General features: G+C 45.0%; 16 protein-coding genes. 2 read left to right on the plus strand and 14 right to left on the minus strand.

Features of this window, described 5'->3' with window-relative positions; genetic code table 11:
* Positions 1 to 80: 80 nt before the first annotated feature.
* From DBX26_RS09545 to yceD, 13 genes are all read right to left on the minus strand, one after another.
* Complete coding sequence (locus DBX26_RS09545; RefSeq protein WP_065297079.1) at positions 81 to 848, minus strand: TatD family hydrolase; 768 nt, start codon at positions 846 to 848, stop codon at positions 81 to 83.
* A complete protein-coding gene (locus tag DBX26_RS09550; protein WP_118118945.1) occupies positions 839 to 1801 on the minus strand; it encodes a DNA polymerase III subunit delta' in 963 nt (320 codons plus the stop codon). Before DBX26_RS09550 ends, DBX26_RS09545 begins: the two co-directional genes overlap by 10 nt.
* A gap of 25 nt (positions 1802 to 1826) precedes the next feature.
* A complete protein-coding gene (tmk, locus tag DBX26_RS09555) occupies positions 1827 to 2459 on the minus strand; it encodes a dTMP kinase (RefSeq protein WP_024372811.1) in 633 nt (210 codons plus the stop codon).
* Positions 2456 to 3472, minus strand: coding sequence for an endolytic transglycosylase MltG (gene mltG / locus DBX26_RS09560; protein ID WP_118118947.1), 1017 nt, complete (start codon positions 3470 to 3472; stop codon positions 2456 to 2458). The genes tmk and mltG overlap by 4 nt, the downstream gene beginning before the upstream one ends.
* Entirely contained in the window at positions 3469 to 4284 is an 816-nt protein-coding gene (gene pabC / locus DBX26_RS09565; protein WP_118118949.1) for an aminodeoxychorismate lyase, read from the minus strand. Before pabC ends, mltG begins: the two co-directional genes overlap by 4 nt.
* 125 nt (positions 4285 to 4409) lie before the next feature.
* Positions 4410 to 5660, minus strand: coding sequence for a beta-ketoacyl-ACP synthase II (gene fabF, locus DBX26_RS09570; RefSeq protein WP_014232490.1), 1251 nt, complete (start codon positions 5658 to 5660; stop codon positions 4410 to 4412).
* A 93-nt stretch (positions 5661 to 5753) separates the two neighbouring features.
* Complete coding sequence (acpP, locus tag DBX26_RS09575; RefSeq protein ID WP_004406112.1) at positions 5754 to 5987, minus strand: acyl carrier protein; 234 nt, start codon at positions 5985 to 5987, stop codon at positions 5754 to 5756.
* A 247-nt stretch (positions 5988 to 6234) separates the two neighbouring features.
* Entirely contained in the window at positions 6235 to 6969 is a 735-nt protein-coding gene (gene fabG / locus DBX26_RS09580; protein WP_065297672.1) for a 3-oxoacyl-ACP reductase FabG, read from the minus strand.
* A gap of 41 nt (positions 6970 to 7010) precedes the next feature.
* A complete protein-coding gene (fabD, locus tag DBX26_RS09585) occupies positions 7011 to 7934 on the minus strand; it encodes an ACP S-malonyltransferase (RefSeq protein ID WP_020335642.1) in 924 nt (307 codons plus the stop codon).
* A gap of 76 nt (positions 7935 to 8010) precedes the next feature.
* The gene (locus DBX26_RS09590) at positions 8011 to 8961 is read right to left on the minus strand and encodes a beta-ketoacyl-ACP synthase III (protein WP_118118953.1); all 951 of its coding nucleotides are present in this window, start codon (positions 8959 to 8961) and stop codon (positions 8011 to 8013) included.
* Between the two features lie 5 nt (positions 8962 to 8966).
* Complete coding sequence (plsX, locus tag DBX26_RS09595; protein WP_020335644.1) at positions 8967 to 9992, minus strand: phosphate acyltransferase PlsX; 1026 nt, start codon at positions 9990 to 9992, stop codon at positions 8967 to 8969.
* 10 nt (positions 9993 to 10002) lie between these two features.
* Positions 10003 to 10173 carry a 50S ribosomal protein L32 gene (gene rpmF / locus DBX26_RS09600; protein WP_014232495.1) on the minus strand — a complete coding sequence of 57 codons (171 nt, stop codon included), beginning with the start codon at positions 10171 to 10173 and terminating at the stop codon, positions 10003 to 10005.
* Positions 10174 to 10232: 59 nt separating this feature from the next.
* Positions 10233 to 10757, minus strand: a complete 525-nt coding sequence (gene yceD / locus DBX26_RS09605) for a 23S rRNA accumulation protein YceD (RefSeq protein WP_014232496.1) — start codon at positions 10755 to 10757, stop codon at positions 10233 to 10235.
* A 149-nt stretch (positions 10758 to 10906) separates the two neighbouring features.
* On the opposite strand from yceD, the gene DBX26_RS09610 reads away from it, so the two are divergent.
* Positions 10907 to 11488 (plus strand): nucleoside triphosphate pyrophosphatase, encoded by a 582-nt coding sequence (locus DBX26_RS09610; protein WP_118118955.1) that lies wholly within the window; start codon positions 10907 to 10909, stop codon positions 11486 to 11488.
* Between the two features lie 56 nt (positions 11489 to 11544).
* Here the strand turns inward: DBX26_RS09610 and rluC are convergent, their stop codons facing one another.
* A complete protein-coding gene (gene rluC / locus DBX26_RS09615) occupies positions 11545 to 12489 on the minus strand; it encodes a 23S rRNA pseudouridine(955/2504/2580) synthase RluC (protein WP_065297085.1) in 945 nt (314 codons plus the stop codon).
* Positions 12490 to 13129: 640 nt separating this feature from the next.
* On the opposite strand from rluC, the gene rne reads away from it, so the two are divergent.
* Positions 13130 to 16219 carry a ribonuclease E gene (gene rne / locus DBX26_RS09620; protein ID WP_118118957.1) on the plus strand — a complete coding sequence of 1030 codons (3090 nt, stop codon included), beginning with the start codon at positions 13130 to 13132 and terminating at the stop codon, positions 16217 to 16219.
* Positions 16220 to 16428: the final 209 nt, after the last annotated feature.

Raw genomic sequence — 16428 nt, forward strand, 5'->3', positions numbered from 1 at the left:
TCATCGGGTTTATATATATAAGACGGTAATTTGATATAAAAAAAGGGGCAAAGGCCCCTTTTTTATCAAAATCTTTATATCTATCGTAAAAAAAGATTTCTGAAGTTTTCGGTAGTTTTTTGTGCAACCTCTGAAAGAGAAGCCCCTTTAAGCTGCGCGATGTAAGCTGCCACCTCGACAACATAGGCTGGTTGATTCTCTTTGCCTCGATGAGGAACGGGTGCTAAATAAGGTGAGTCAGTTTCAATAAGTAGCTTGTCCAAAGGAAGTGTCTTCACCACTTCTTTGAGTTCCGTTGCTTGACGGAAAGTAACGATCCCTGAAATAGAGATGTAAAAGCCTAAATCTAACGCGGCTTCAGCAAAAGCGAGATCTTCCGTAAAGCAGTGAATCACTCCACCACACTTCTCTGCTCCACCGTTGCGCAGAATATCTAATGTATCTGCACGAGCGTTTCTCGTGTGGATAATCAGTGGCTTATTAAGTTCAACCGCAAGTTCAACATGCTGCTCAAAACGTTCTTTTTGTAACGCCGCCGTTTCTGGCTTGTAGTGATAATCGAGACCCGTTTCACCAATCGCCACCACCTTATTGTGTGAAGCGTGCTGATGAAGTGTATCCAGAGAAAATGCACTTTCTACATCCAGAGGGTGAACGCCGCATGAAGCGTAAACATTCTCGTATGGCGTAATCATTTCCAACATGTTAGGAAACGAGTCCAGAGTCACCCCTACAGAGAGTAACTCTGTCACATTAGCCTGTTTGGCTTTGTTAATAACGTCTTCCACACTAGTGTGGAGATCGTCGTAATTCAGTTTGTCCAAATGACAATGCGAATCTACGAACATAATGCCTCTCGTGATTCAATTAACCAATTCATAGATAATAGCTCAACGTTTAAGCCCGGAAATGCTTGCAGTTGAGCCTTGAGTTCCATCAACTTCTTCGCTGATGAATATAAACCGTTGTAGTTTGTTTGCTGAAGCTGGTGAGCTCCCGGTAAAAGATCGCTTTCGGAAACACCAAATTGAAGCTTTTGTGCATCTGTGAGCAAATACCAGGCCCAGTTTATGGCGTTGTCAGGATTCTTCATCATGTAAGACGCGCATCGTGATAAGTCTGCAACACCAGATGTCATCGCTTCGATGAAGTCGTGTTCGAATGTCAAATACTCATCCAATTCACCACTACTTTTTGCTGCTAGCGTTTTTATTGGTGACCCCAAATTAAGCTTCAACGCATAAGCAGGAAGATCAGATGCTTCGTTTTCTATTAGCCACTGCATGGCTTGCTCAGTCGACGGTGGGGTAACGACCCAATGCTGACAGCGGCTGCGTATCGTTGGAAGTAAGCGCTCTTGATTATGCGTGACAAGCAAGAACAAGCACTTCTCTCCTGGCTCTTCAAGCGTCTTTAACAACGCATTAGACGCCGACTCATTCATCATGTCCGCAGGTTCAATAACAAATAAACGATAACCGTTGAGCTGTGATGACTCATGCGCAAGGCGATTACAAGCACGGATCTGATCAACCGTTATTGCTTTGCCCTCTTTCTCTGGTTTAACCCAGTGCAAGTCTGGATGACTTTGCGATTGAACAAGCTGACAGCTATGGCAAAAGCCACAAGCTTCGCTACTGTAGTTCTGACACAGAAGTGCGTGACTAAAACGCTCAACGAGTTGTTCAACGGCCAAACCAGGCTCACTTTGTATCAACAAAGCGCCGGGAATTCGGTCTGAGTCTAAACCCGCTTTTAGATTATCCCAAATAGGGTTGAGCCATGGAAAATCATTAAACATGAGTCATTTAAATCCTCGTTCGCGCTTATTGACGCGATAACCACTCATTCAACGCCTCTTGAATATCATGAGACACTTTCTCAATCGACTGCTCAGCATTGATCACGACCACCGATGGATCACTATTGGCAATATCCAAGTAACGTTCACGTGTGCGCTCAAAGAAGCTGATGTCCATCTTCTCAATACGGTCAAGCTCACCGCGACCACGAGCACGTTCCAGACCAATTCGAGGGTCGATATCCATATAAAGCGTCAGAGCCGGTTTAAAATCACCAAGAGTCGTGTCACGCAGGTTTTTCATAAGTGATGCATCGATCTGACGACCACCACCCTGATAAGCCTGAGAAGACATATCATGACGGTCACCCACGACCCACTGCCCGTTAGCTAACGCTGGCTTGATGACGTTCTCTACAAGCTGAACACGTGCGGCGTAAAGCAGCAGCAATTCAGTCATATCCTGAAGCTCTTCACCCTCGTGTTCTTCTTTGACTAGCGCGCGCATCTTCTCTGCTAGAGGTGTACCACCGGGTTCACGAGTATTAACAATATTTTCGATACCTGCAGTTTTAAGAGTATCTAACACAGTTTGAATCGCAGTACTTTTACCCGCGCCTTCCAGGCCCTCTATGACAATAAAATTCGCTTTCATCATTTATTCTTTCTTAGTTCTCTTAAATAGGCTCTTACGGCACGATTATGCTCAGCAAGGGATTTGCTGAACACATGTCCGCCCTTTCCGCTTGCGACAAAGTATAAGTATGCGCTCTCTTCAGGGTTCAACGCCGCAACGATTGACGCTTCTCCCGCCATGGCAATTGGCGTTGGCGGCAACCCACTAATGACATACGTATTGTATGGAGTAGGCGTGCGCAGATCTTTTTTACGAATATTGCCGTCATACTCATCGCCCATTCCGTAAATCACTGTCGGATCCGTTTGCAAACGCATACGCTTGTTCAAACGGTTAACAAACACCGATGCAACACGCTCACGCTCTGAATCAATCGCGGTCTCTTTTTCGATAATTGAAGCCAAAATCAAAGCTTGGTATTTATCTTCAAGAGGCAGTTTTTCCTGACGAGACGCCCATTGAGCATCAAGTATGCTATTTAATTTCTGATGCGCACGCTTTAGTAGCTGGCTTTCTGTGGTACCAGCAGTGTAATGGTATGTTTCTGCTAGGAAGAGCCCTTCTAGCTTTTCACGTTCAATACCCAGCTTAGACGCCATCTCCTTTTCAGAGAGTGCCGTCAAATCATGCTGTACGTAAGGTGCTTCTTTTAGCAAGGCCAACCATTCAGAAAAACGGCTGCCTTCTACAAAAGTAATCGCGAACTGATATTCTTTGCCTGTGTTGAGGTGCTCTAACGCTTGATAAAGCGACATGTTAGGCTCGAGTTGATACGTCCCTGCCCTAACTTGCAACAGTTCCGGATAAAGACGCGGAATAAAACGAGTATATTCAGAAGACTCGATAACTTCTGCTTTCACCAAGTTACGTATTATTTGGTTAAAGCTTGTACCATTTTCTACCGTAAATAGCTGTGGTTGCTCAAGTAGAATTGGCTTATTTACGTATTGCTTCGCCTGTGAAACAACGTAAAAAACACCTGCTGCACCAATCAAAGCAATCAGTACAACAACAGCCAATAGTTTTTTAATCACGTAGTTAACTTCCCTTGCAGTCGTTGAGTCAGTTTTCCAATCGGAAATACGTTTTTCTTATTTTGTGTTGTAATGCTCGTTACAGGAGCCACACCTAATAATGAGTTACACATCCAGACTTCGTCGGCATTGAGCACATCAGAAAGATAGAAGGCGTCTAGCTTCACATTGATGCTATTCGCCGAGCAAAATTCAAGCACCTTACGACGCATGACACCGGCAACACCAGACAAACTTAAATCAGGTGTGTAAACATAATTATCTTTAACCCAAAAAAGGTTGGCCATTGTAGTTTCAATGACATGATTTTGCACATTTAACGTTACTGCATCGGCAAACTCGGTCCCGTCAATTTCAGATTTCGCGAGCACCTGTTCTAAGCGGTTATTATGCTTGTGACCAGCAAGTAGCGGCTGAATACCTAAGCGAGTTTCACACACGCCAAGGCTTACACCATTTGATTGCCAGGCAGCGTAATGACTAGGGAAAGGAAAATTAGAAATGGTCACGGTTGGCCCTTCAATGCCATACGGGCTGTATCCGCGCCCACCTGCGCCACGACTGATATGAATTTTCACACCCGCATCATCATCTGACAAAGCCGCATTAGTGGCCCATTCAAAAACGACTTGCCAATCGGGGAAAGGAATGTGTAACGCTTTGAGACAGGCTTCCATCCTCGCAACATGCTCAGGCCAATATACCAACTGCCCCTTCTTAGTCAGGATTGTCGAGAAGCACCCATCACCATATTGAAAGGAACGATCGCTCAATGAGACATGTGTTTGTGGAATTCCATTTACCCAAAACATTCGGCTACCTTAAAATTTGTGACTATCAAATAAAACAAAACGGCTCAATGCTAAGCATCGAGCCGTTAGAATACAAGTTCCACTTATCTAAATTGAGTTAGACAGTGTTACTCTGAAAACAAATGTTACTCAGCGAACTTTTTGAATACCAAAGAACCGTTTGTACCGCCGAAGCCAAACGAGTTACAGATTGCGTATTCCATACCTTCAACTTTGCGCGCTGTATGCGGCACAAGGTCGATATCCAGGCCTTCTTCAGGATCATCCAGGTTAATGGTTGGCGGAACAATTTGATCAACCAAAGACATAACCGTGATGATTGCTTCTACAGAGCCAGCAGCACCCAGTAGGTGACCTGTCATAGACTTCGTCGAAGAGACTAGAACTTGCTTAGCGCCTTCTTCACCAAGAGCGCGTTTGACACCCTTGATTTCAGCCACATCACCAGCCGGAGTCGAAGTACCATGTGCGTTTACGTAACCCACCTGTGTACCTTCGATTTTAGCATCGCGCATTGCAGCTTCCATCGCCAATGCACCACCTGAACCATCTTCACTTGGAGAGGTCATGTGGTAAGCATCGCCCGACATACCAAAGCCAACTAGCTCTGCGTAGATCTTAGCACCGCGAGCCTTAGCATGTTCGTACTCTTCAAGTACCATAATGCCAGCGCCGTCACCAAGTACGAAACCATCACGGCCTTTGTCCCATGGACGAGAAGCTTTTTGAGGTTCGTCGTTACGAGTAGATAGCGCTTTAGCAGCACCAAAGCCTGCCATACCTAACGGTGTTGACGCTTTTTCAGAACCACCAGCAACCATAGCATCAGCATCGCCATAAGCGATCATGCGAGCAGCATGGCCGATGTTATGCAGACCAGTAGTACATGCAGTAGAAATCGCGATGTTTGGACCACGAAGACCACGCATGATAGATAGGTTACCTGCAACCATGTTTACGATGGTCGAAGGAACAAAAAATGGGCTAACTTTGCGAGGGCCTTTGTCTACTAACGCAGTGTGACCTGATTCAATCAGTTCCAGACCACCAATACCTGAGCCGATGGCAACACCAACTCGAGCCGCGTTTTCTTCGGTAATTTGTAAGCCAGAGTCATCAATTGCTTGCATACCTGCTGCGACGCCGTACTGGATAAACAAATCCATTTTACGAGCATCTTTCTTAGACATGTACTCTGTGCAATCGAAATCTTTCACAAGACCTGCAAAACGAGTTGAGAAGTTCGTAGCATCAAAGTGCTCGATATTCACAATACCACTTTGACCTTCTAGCAGGGCTTTCCAAGATGATTCTACTGTGTTGCCTACCGGTGACAACATACCCATGCCAGTGACAACTACACGACGCTTGGACACGATATAATTCTCCGGGAATTGAATATTTCTATGAGAGGATAGAAGAAGTTAGAAAGAACACAGGCGGTCTAGGAGACCGCCTGGGAGAGATAATTACTGAGCGCTGTTTACGTAGTCGATTGCAGCTTGAACAGTAGTGATCTTCTCAGCTTCTTCGTCAGGAATCTCAGTGTCGAATTCCTCTTCTAGAGCCATAACTAGTTCTACAGTGTCTAGAGAATCAGCACCTAGATCGTCAACGAAAGAAGCTTCGTTTTTAACTTCTGCTTCGTCTACACCTAGCTGTTCAACAATGATTTTCTTTACGCGTTCTTCGATGTTGCTCATTTTTTCTTTTCCTTTACAGATTTCGCCTAATGCGATGATTCCGTAGTTTATTCGAACTATTGAAAGTTGCAAGGGGGTCCTTGCTGGTCAAACCACAAAATTAGCGAATTTAACCGAATTTCAATACATTTTTGACTTAAATCATGCACAAATCTTGCGCATAAGCATGACAAGTTCATGACAGTAAAGTGCAACTATAAGCTATTCTTCACAATGTAAAATAGCTTATTTTGCCGAAACTGTCGTATTAAACCATGTACATGCCACCATTTACATGCAAAGTTTCACCAGTAATGTACGCTGCTTCAGGTGAAGCAAGGAAAGCTACTGCTGATGCAATTTCGCGAGGATCACCCAAACGACCTGCAGGAACGTTAGACAAAGTTGCCGCACGTTGCTCGTCATTTAATGCCTTAGTCATGTCAGTTTCGATGAAACCTGGAGCAACAGTGTTTACTGTTACACCACGAGAAGCAACTTCACGAGCCATCGATTTAGTGAAACCGATCACACCTGCTTTTGCTGCTGCGTAGTTTGCTTGGCCTGCATTACCCATAGTACCCACTACAGAGCCTACGTTGATGATACGACCTGCACGCTTTTTCATCATGCCACGCAATACCGCTTTAGACATACGGAAAATTGGTGTTAGGTTAGTATCGATGATGTCATTCCACTCATCATCTTTCATACGCATTAGTAGGTTATCACGAGTGATACCTGCGTTGTTTACTAGAATATCGATCACACCAAACTCATCATTGATAGTTTTTAGTGTCGCTTCGATAGACTCAACGTCAGTAACGTTAAGTGTCAAACCTTTGCCGTTTTCGCCTAGGTATTCGCTGATAGCAGCTGCGCCACTTTCAGATGTCGCAGTACCAATAACTGTTGCACCACGTTCAACAAGAAGTTCAGCAATCGCACGGCCAATGCCACGGCTTGCGCCAGTCACTAGAGCGATCTTACCTTCTAGATTCATCATGTTGTGTTTTCCTTTTGTTATCGTGTCTTAACGCTAAATTATTTAGCCGCTTCTAACGACGCTACGTCGTTAACAGCCGCTGCACTTAGTGTCTTCACGATACGTTTTGTTAGACCTGTCAACACTTTGCCAGGACCAAGCTCAAGAAGATTCTCTACGCCTTGCTCACTCATCAACTGTACGCTCTCAGTCCAACGAACTGGGCTATGTAGCTGGCGAACAAGCGCGTCTTTAATTTTTGCCGGATCAGTTTCAGCCGCCACATCAACGTTGTTGATCACTGGAAGTTGTGGCGCATTAAACTCAATAGACTCTAGAGCAACAGCCAGTTTTTCTGCCGCAGGTTTCATTAGAGCACAGTGAGAAGGCACTGAAACAGGAAGAGGAAGCGCACGCTTCGCACCAGCTTCTTTACATAATGCACCAGCACGCTCTACTGCATCTTTGCTACCAGCGATAACAACTTGACCAGGAGAGTTGAAGTTAACCGGAGATACCACTTCGCCTTGTGCTGCTTCTTCACACGCTTTTGCGATAGATTCATCATCTAGGCCAATGATTGCGTACATTGCGCCAGTGCCTGCTGGTACAGCTTCTTGCATTAGCTGACCACGAAGCTCAACCAGTTTGATTGCTTCTTTAAAGTCAATCACACCTGCACATACTAGTGCTGAATACTCACCCAAGCTGTGACCTGCTAGGTTTGCAGGTTGCTCAAGACCAAGTTCTTGCCATACACGCCAAATAGCCACAGACGACGCTAACAATGCAGGCTGTGTACGGAACGTTTGGTTGAGATCTTCAGCAGGGCCATTTTGAACAAGCGCCCATAGATCGTAACCTAGTGCGTCAGATGCTTCTGCAAATGTTTGTTTTACTACGTCATATTGTTCGCCAAGCTCAGCCAGCATACCTACTGCTTGAGAACCTTGGCCTGGAAATACGATAGCAAACTTGCTCATGTTGTTTTCCTTTAAGCAATGTAAAAAGAAATAAGATGCACTTAAGTGCACCTTAAATTTTGAATACTCGTGAAACTTAGAACTTCACCAGAGCAGAGCCCCAAGTGAAACCGCCACCAAATGCCTCTAGTAGCAAAGTTTGTCCACGCTTGATGCGGCCATCGCGCACCGCTTCATCCAACGCTGTCGGAACGGTCGCTGCCGATGTATTACCATGCTTGTCTAAGGTCAATACCACTTGATCCAAAGACATTGATAGTTTCTTAGCTGTCGCTGAGATAATTCGGTAGTTCGCTTGGTGCGGTACTAGCCAGTCTAGCTCAGACTTGTGCATGTTGTTGGCTTCAAGTGTGTCTTTAACCAATTTAGACAATTGAGTTACTGCAACCTTGAATACTTCGTTGCCAGCCATGTGAAGCCATTTGTCAGCATCTTTACCACGCTCAGGTACTGGTAAACTCAAAAGCTCACCGAATTGACCATCCGAGTATATGTGAGTAGAGATGATGCCAGGTTCTTCACTTGCTCCAACAACAACGGCACCCGCGCCGTCACCAAACAGAATAATGGTAGAACGGTCAGTCGGGTCACATGTTTTTGACAATGCGTCTGCACCAATCACCAATACGTTTTTACACATACCTGTTTTGATGTGCTGGTCAGCTACAGATAGAGCATAAACAAAGCCAGAACAAGCAGCGGCTAAGTCAAAAGCCGGACATCCTGTAATGCCAAGCTTTCCCTGCACCTGACACGCAGATGAAGGGAAAGTATGGCTACTGCTGGTAGTAGCTACAATGATAAGATCGATGTCGTTCTTATCTATACCTGCCATATCGATAGCGTTTTCAGCTGCGTAGAATGCCATGTCAGCGACAGTTTCATCTTCTGCTGCGATTCGACGCTCTTTAATACCCGTGCGAGCAACAATCCACTCATCACTTGTATCTACCATTTTCTCTAGATCTGCGTTAGTACGCACCTGAGATGGCAGGTAGCTGCCAGTACCTAAAATTTTGCTATACATGAAGACTAATAATGCCTCTCGAGTAAAACCGCTTCCAAACGATCGCTAATACGGCCTGGTACTTGTCGTTTGACCTCGTGTACTGCCTCTCCAAGTGCATTGACAATTGCAGATACATCAGCACTTCCATGGCTTTTAATGACAATGCCGCGCAATCCTAGCAAACTTGCGCCGTTATACTGGTCGGGGTTCAGTGTTTTTAGTTCATTAAATAGCCGAGAAAACAACTTTCTAGCAATCCAACCCTTTATCGTAGACGCCATCATACTGGTTTTAATTTTTTCGATAAAAAGTTGTGCTGTTCCCTCGCTGGCCTTTAAGCATACGTTACCAACAAATCCATCACAAACGATGACATCGGCAACGTCATGCAATATTTGATTACCTTCAATATAACCAACAAAATTAATTGCGTCGGTTTGAGAAAGCATTTCTGCACAGCGCTTAACGAGATCATTCCCTTTTATCTCTTCTGCACCGATATTGAGAACCGCTACGCGAGCGGGATGACCCAGGTGCTGTTCAGCCAACGCGCTGCCCATCACGGCAAACTGGAACAGGCTATCGGCATCGCAAGATACATTCGCCCCCAGATCCAACATCCAAGTGCGCTTTCCGCTGATTGTTGGCAATGCAGACACTAAAGCAGGACGATCAATGCCAGGTAACAATTTGAGAATAAAACGTGACAGCGCCATCAATGCACCAGTGTTACCACCACTGACACAAGCATCGGCTTTTTGCTCGGAAACAAGATCGATGGCTTTACGCATCGAGCTATTTTGGCTATTGCGTAGTGCTAAAGAGGGCTTTTCTGAGTTAGAAATTACTTTCTCCGTATGGAGAATAGTCAAACGAGATTGGGTAGAAGCACCTAATTGAGATAATTCAGACGTGATCAAGGATTGATCACCAATAAGGATCACTTTTAGCTCTGGGAAATGAGACAGTGCCTGCACGGCGGCAGGCACTGTTACGCGAGGACCGAAATCCCCGCCCATTGCATCAAGTGCAACGGTAATAGTTTGCAAAGGTTCAACCTTACTTGTTGATAACCTTCTTGCCACGGTAGTAACCTTCAGCAGTTACGTTGTGGCGTAGGTGAGTTTCACCAGAAGTCGCGTCTACAGATAGAGCAGCTGTAGTTAGCGCATCGTGTGAACGACGCATACCGCGCTTAGAACGAGTTTTACGGTTTTTCTGTACGGCCATTGACCCTACTCCTATACTATTGGGTTAAAAACCTGAAGATGAATCGGCTACCACACCTATTACTTTTTCAGACTTTTCAAAACGTCGAATGGATTCGGTTTCTTTTCCTCAATTTCTTCAGGAAGCTCACCAAAAACCATGTTATTTGAATCAACGCTACAATCCGCTTCATCGTGCATCGCAATTTGAGGTAATGCTAAGATGAACTCGTCTTCAACCAGTTGTATAAGGTCTAATTCACCGTACTCATTTAGATCTACCAAATCATAAATTTCCGGTGCTTCCTCTTCTGTCTTCTCACCGTAGTAAGGAGTGTAAAGGAATTCAACTTCACACTGATGTGTGAATACCTCATTACAACGCTGACACTCTAATTCGACTTCGATGTTAGCTTTACCAGAGATAACAACAAGTCGCTGTTCATCTATCTCAAATGACAATGAGACTTCTGCGTCGCGTTTTACGCCTTCAGTTGCTTCCGCTAAGCGTTTGAAAAGACTAGCTTGGATGATGCCATCGTAATCCAATCGTTTCTGTGCCGCCTTCGCCGGATCAACCGTTCGCGGTATTTTTACCTTTTGCATAGGGCGCGAATCTTATCTTCCAAATCAAAATTAGTCAAAGAAAAAGGCAAAAAAGTTGTACTTTTTTACGCTTAACATACAGAGCATTAGCCAGAATCATTTTTGATCGATTATCCTATCGGAAATGCTCCTGCAAATTGTAATTCAAAATGAAAAATTACCAACTGGTTTTAGCCTCAACTTCCCCTTTTCGCCGACAACTGATGGAAAAACTCTCAGTACCGTTTATTTGCCTGTCACCTGATTGCGATGAAACTCCGTTAGACGACGAAAAACCTGTAGAACTTGTGATGCGGTTGGCCGCTAATAAAGCGACGTCTTGTACAACAGATCAACCAAGCCTAATCGTCGGTAGCGATCAAGTTTGTGTGATTAACGAAAAGATCGTTGGGAAACCACTCAATCGTGAAAATGCCATCGAGCAGTTACTTGCGCAAAGTGGAAACGTGATTACTTTTTATACTGGCCTTGCCATACATAATACTGCGACTAACCATACCGAGGTTGGTTACGATACTTTCGAAGTTCACTTCCGGGATTTAACTCGTGAACAAATCGAACGATATGTAGACAGAGAAGAGCCATTTTACTGCGCAGGCAGTTTCAAAAGTGAAGGAATGGGGATTTGCTTGTTCAACAAGCTTGTAGGAAAAGACCCGAACACGCTTGTCGGGCTACCACTCATTGACTTGATTGATATGTTGCGTGTTCAAGGGTTTGATGTCCTTTAACTCAAATAGAACTAAGGGAGCCAATGGCTCCCTTAGTTTAAACTAGAAAAATACCGTTAAGCTTTTCTTAAACCAGCCAGCACTTTCTCTAACTTAGGTTCCATCTTCGCGTTAATTTCCATCCATTCATCATTTGAAGGGTGCTGGAACTTAATATTCGCCGCATGAAGGAACAACCGATCCAAACCATACTGACCTGTGTAAGCATCAAAACGGCGGTCACCATAACGGTCATCCCAAGCGATTGGGTGCCCGGCGTACTGTGTATGGACACGAATTTGGTGTGTACGCCCGGTGATCGGGCTCGCTTGAATCAAGGTCGCCTGTTCAAACTTCTCCAAGATCTTAAAGCGTGTCTCAGATGGCTTACCGTTTGGATTAACACGAACGATGCTGTTTACTTCATTTTTCAACAATGGCGCGTTAACCACTTTACAACTGCTTTTCCACTGCCCCATCACCAGTGCAAAGTAAAACTTCTTCACTGTTTTTGCTCGGAACTGGGCTTGTAGGTGGCGAAGCGCTGAACGCTTTTTAGCCACAAGTAAAATACCAGAGGTATCACGGTCAATACGATGTACAAGCTCAAGAAAACGTGCGTCAGGACGTAAAGCACGCAGTGCTTCTATCGCACCAAACTTCAAACCACTACCGCCATGAACCGCGGTCCCGGATGGTTTGTTGAGAATAAGCATATGGTCATCTTCAAAAATGATCATATCTTCAAGCTCAGCAACGCGATTAAGTTTCGTGCTCGGCGCTACGTCGTCTTCTTTCTTCTCCATAGTAACCGGAGGAATACGAACCAGATCGCCCGCTTTTAGTTTGTACTCTGCTTTAATACGCTTTTTATTAACGCGTACCTCTCCCTTTCGCACGATTCTATAAATCATGCTTTTCGGAATGTCTTTTAATTGGTTGCGCAAAAAGTTATCAATGCGCTGACCCGCCATGTCTTCATCGATGTCGACAAACTGGACTTTAGTTCTTATTTCGCTCATGCGCGCTATTGTAAACGCAAATACTCGTGACTTCACATTATTCTTTCTGCAAAAGAAACACTTGCCAGCGCAGACTGGTCTGAAATCGCCCAAGCTTTTGTTTAAATTATTAAAACTCTCTGTCAAGATTTAGGTTTGTTTTGTGTCTTCATCACTTTACACGATTCAATTGTTTAGGAAACAGCCAGTTATAAATTACAAAATTTGAATTTTGTGGCAATTTTTCTATCGTTTGCACCAAAGCAGATTGCTGATAGCGACGTGCACTGCTATAGTTCACAGCTGCTAAGGAAGGTTTGGTTACATTTTATTCACTACCATTCATTACTCCTCAAGCAGTGTGAGTAGAACGTTGAAAGTCAGGTGCTGCAATTGGCGTAAGACACGTTGAATTCAACACACTTGCCACCCTACTCCTCGCATATTCACGTTGAGTACCTACCGCCCTAATAGCGGGTCACAAGTCTGCGTTTCCGACAGAAACCTAAAGAGATTTGTGATAACTGAAGTGCCCTAGAGCATCCCCTTCCAGCCGGGAGGCTGCAAAATATAAGTCATGGGATCAGGCACCGTGGAAAAGCGACCAAACAGTGGCAAGTCGACAAGAAAGATATAAAAGAAAAGACAACGAGAATTTTCAATGAAAAGAATGTTAATTAACGCAACTCAAAAAGAAGAGTTGCGTGTCGCTCTGGTTGATGGCCAGCGACTTTTCGATCTTGATATCGAGAGTCCAGGACATGAATCAAAAAAAGCGAATATCTACAAAGGACGTATCACACGTATTGAACCAAGCTTAGAGGCCGCATTCGTCGATTACGGTGCTGAGCGTCACGGTTTCCTCCCTCTCAAAGAAATTGCCCGCGAATATTTTCCAGAAGGTTACACCTACCAAGGCCGTCCAAGCATTAAAGAAGTGCTGACAGAAGGCCAGGAAGTAATTGTACAAGTGGAAAAAGAGGAACGTGGTAGCAAGGGCGCAGCTCTGACTACTTTCATTTCTCTAGCAGGTAGCTACCTTGTTCTTATGCCTAATAACCCTCGTGCTGGCGGTATCTCTCGCCGTATCGAAGGTGACGAGCGTACTCAACTAAAAGCTGCATTAAGCACATTAGAACTGCCACAAGGCATGGGTCTGATCGTGCGTACCGCAGGTGTTGGTAAGAGTGCAGAAGAACTTGAATGGGATTTGAACGTACTACTAAACCACTGGGGTGCGATCAAAGATGCATCAGACTCTAACCCTGCTCCATTCCTGATCCACCAGGAAAGTAACGTTATTGTTCGCGCAATTCGTGACTATCTACGTCGTGATATTGGTGAAATCCTCATCGATAGCAACACCATTTATGAGCGTGCAAAAGCGCACATTCAATTGGTTCGCCCAGATTTTATTAACCGAGTTAAGAAATACGACGGCGAAGTGCCACTGTTCAGCCACTACCAAATCGAAAGCCAGATTGAATCTGCTTTCCAACGTGAAGTGCGCCTGCCATCTGGTGGTTCAATTGTTATCGACCCAACAGAAGCATTGACTTCTATCGATATCAACTCTGCTCGCGCAACTAAAGGCGGAGATATCGAAGAGACAGCACTGAACACTAACTTAGAAGCAGCCGATGAGATCGCTCGTCAGCTACGTCTACGTGACCTAGGTGGTCTGGTTGTTATCGACTTTATCGACATGACACCTGTTCGCCACCAGCGTGAAGTAGAAAACCGTCTACGTGAAGCTGTTCGTTTAGACCGTGCTCGCGTACAAATTGGTCGTATCTCTCGTTTCGGTTTGTTGGAGATGTCTCGTCAACGTTTGAGCCCTTCTCTTGCAGAAGCGAGCCACCACATTTGTCCACGTTGTAGTGGTACGGGTGTTGTTCGTGACAACGAATCTCTAGCGCTTTCTGTTCTTCGTCTAATCGAAGAGGAAGCACTAAAAGACAATACTGCGCAAGTATTGGCTGTCGTCCCAGTGCCAATCGCCTCTTACCTATTGAACGAAAAACGTCGTTCGGTTAACCACATCGAACGCATTCAAGAAGTGAAAATCACGGTTGTTCCTAACTCTGATATGGAAACACCGCACTTCGAAGTGATTCGTGTCCGTGAAGGCGAAGAATTTGATCTGATTTCTTACCTACTTCCTAAGAAACTGGAAGCGTTGAAAGAAGCAGAAGGTAAAGATCCTGTAGAAACGGACATCAAACCTAAACGACTAGAAGAACCAGTACTTAAGGGCTTTGCTGCACCTTCACAATCTGCACCTGCTCCAGCTTCTAAGCCAGCACCAGTGGCGAAGAAGAAGGAAAGCGATGAAGTGAAGAAAGAAGCTTCGCCTGGTCTGTTTAGCCGTTTATTCAAAGCGCTTGGTAGCTTCTTATTCGGCGGTTCTCAAGAAGTAAAAGAAGAGCCTAAGCAACAAGAAGAGAAAAAGCCTAGTCGCGACAACAAGCGTAACAAGCGAGATCGCAACGATCGCCGTCGTGGTAATCAACGTGATAACCGCGATAATCGAGATAACCGCGATAACCGTCGCCGCCGTAAGCCTCGCGACGAGCAAGCTACTGAGCAGAATGATACTCAGCAGCAACAAGCAGCTGGCCAAGCAACCGGCAATAAACCGCAAAACCGTAACCAGAAGCGTAAGCCTAAAGCTCAACAAGCAGAAAATGCTCAAGAACAAAAAGCGAATGCAAAAGTAGCGGAAAAAGGCCTTCAACTTGCAGCCGAAGCTCGTTCTGAAACAAAACCTGAAAGCAGCAAAGCGAAACCAAACGCTAACGCTAATGCTAAAGCAGAAAAAGTTAAAGAACGTCGCCAACGTCGTAAACTAAACAAATCTGTTCGCGTTAAAGATCAGCAGGCTGCTGAGCAAGCTGAAGAAACACTAGTTAAAGCTACTGAATCTGTTGAAGCACCAGTAGAGAAACCAGTAGTAGAAGCAGTAGAAACTCAGCAAGAAAACAAGCAAGCCGAGTCTAAACAACGTCGTAATCGTCGTTCACCGCGTCACCTTCGTGCAAGTGGTCAACGCCGTCGTCGTGGTCGCGATCGTCGTCCTAACCCATTCCGCCTACGCAAAGGTGGTGTTGCCTCTCCAGAGATGGCAATGGGTAAAGTGATGCCACGTTACATTCCAAAACCAGCGCCTAAGAAGGAAGAGCAAGTTAAGGAAGAAGCAGTAGTCGCTGCAGTACCGGCAATGCAAGGTGGTTTCGCTTGTCCTGAAATGGCAATGGGTAAAGTGATTATCCGCCGCGAACTGCCAGTCGTTGCAGAACCTAAAGCTCAAGAACCGGTTAAAGTTGAAGCGCCTGTTGTTGAACCAGTGGTTACTGAACCTGCTGTTGTTGAGCAAGCACCTGTGACACCAATCGTTGAAGCAAAGGCACCTGTTGTTGAAGTAACTGAACCAGTGACAGAAACGACAACAGAGCAACCTGTAGAACCAGTAGTTGAAGCTGTTGCAGAAACCACTGAAACGGTAGAAGTAGAAGAGGTGAAAGCACCAGCTCCTGCTGAAGTTCAAGAGATTGTCCTGGATGTGACCAAAGCGGTCGCTAAGCCAAACGCAAGTGCACCAATGACAAAAGCTCCTGGTCCTCAAGAGCTGCGCGAAATTGAAGTTGCTGCGGCACCATTTAAAGCTGACCGCTACCAGCCTAAAGGCGCTGGTAGTCAAGTAGCGAAAAACCGAGCTTCTGCAGCGATGACTAAACCAAACTTCAACTAGTTTGAGTTAGTAATTAGCTGAAAAGCAACTAAAAAGGCTGCCAAATGGCAGCCTTTTTTACTTTCCGCTGAATCAACTTTCATTGTTCAATTTAATATCAATGACCGATCACAATTGTGGGTCAATATACGTGTCATTCTTGAACTTAATCACACTTTTCGGTAGCATTCGCCGACTAAAGTTTTCGACACCATTCTAGTGCCACTCCT

Origin of the sequence: Vibrio sp. dhg, assembly GCF_003443775.1 — a bacterium.
Classification (GTDB): domain Bacteria; phylum Pseudomonadota; class Gammaproteobacteria; order Enterobacterales; family Vibrionaceae; genus Vibrio; species Vibrio natriegens.

Coding starts and splice junctions, on each gene's coding strand:
- pabC (WP_118118949.1), bottom strand. CDS start 4,284: ATGTTTTGGGTAAATGGAATTCCACAAACACATGTCTCATTGAGCGAT.
- acpP (WP_004406112.1), bottom strand. CDS start 5,987: ATGAGCAACATCGAAGAACGCGTAAAGAAAATCATTGTTGAACAGCTA.
- fabD (WP_020335642.1), bottom strand. CDS start 7,934: ATGAGCAAGTTTGCTATCGTATTTCCAGGCCAAGGTTCTCAAGCAGTA.
- DBX26_RS09590 (WP_118118953.1), bottom strand. CDS start 8,961: ATGTATAGCAAAATTTTAGGTACTGGCAGCTACCTGCCATCTCAGGTG.
- rluC (WP_065297085.1), bottom strand. CDS start 12,489: ATGAGCGAAATAAGAACTAAAGTCCAGTTTGTCGACATCGATGAAGAC.
- tmk (WP_024372811.1), bottom strand. CDS start 2,459: ATGATGAAAGCGAATTTTATTGTCATAGAGGGCCTGGAAGGCGCGGGT.
- DBX26_RS09545 (WP_065297079.1), bottom strand. CDS start 848: ATGTTCGTAGATTCGCATTGTCATTTGGACAAACTGAATTACGACGAT.
- fabG (WP_065297672.1), bottom strand. CDS start 6,969: ATGAATCTAGAAGGTAAGATCGCTCTAGTGACTGGCGCAAGCCGTGGC.
- yceD (WP_014232496.1), bottom strand. CDS start 10,757: ATGCAAAAGGTAAAAATACCGCGAACGGTTGATCCGGCGAAGGCGGCA.
- DBX26_RS09550 (WP_118118945.1), bottom strand. CDS start 1,801: ATGTTTAATGATTTTCCATGGCTCAACCCTATTTGGGATAATCTAAAA.
- rpmF (WP_014232495.1), bottom strand. CDS start 10,173: ATGGCCGTACAGAAAAACCGTAAAACTCGTTCTAAGCGCGGTATGCGT.
- rne (WP_118118957.1), top strand. CDS start 13,130: ATGAAAAGAATGTTAATTAACGCAACTCAAAAAGAAGAGTTGCGTGTC.
- DBX26_RS09610 (WP_118118955.1), top strand. CDS start 10,907: ATGAAAAATTACCAACTGGTTTTAGCCTCAACTTCCCCTTTTCGCCGA.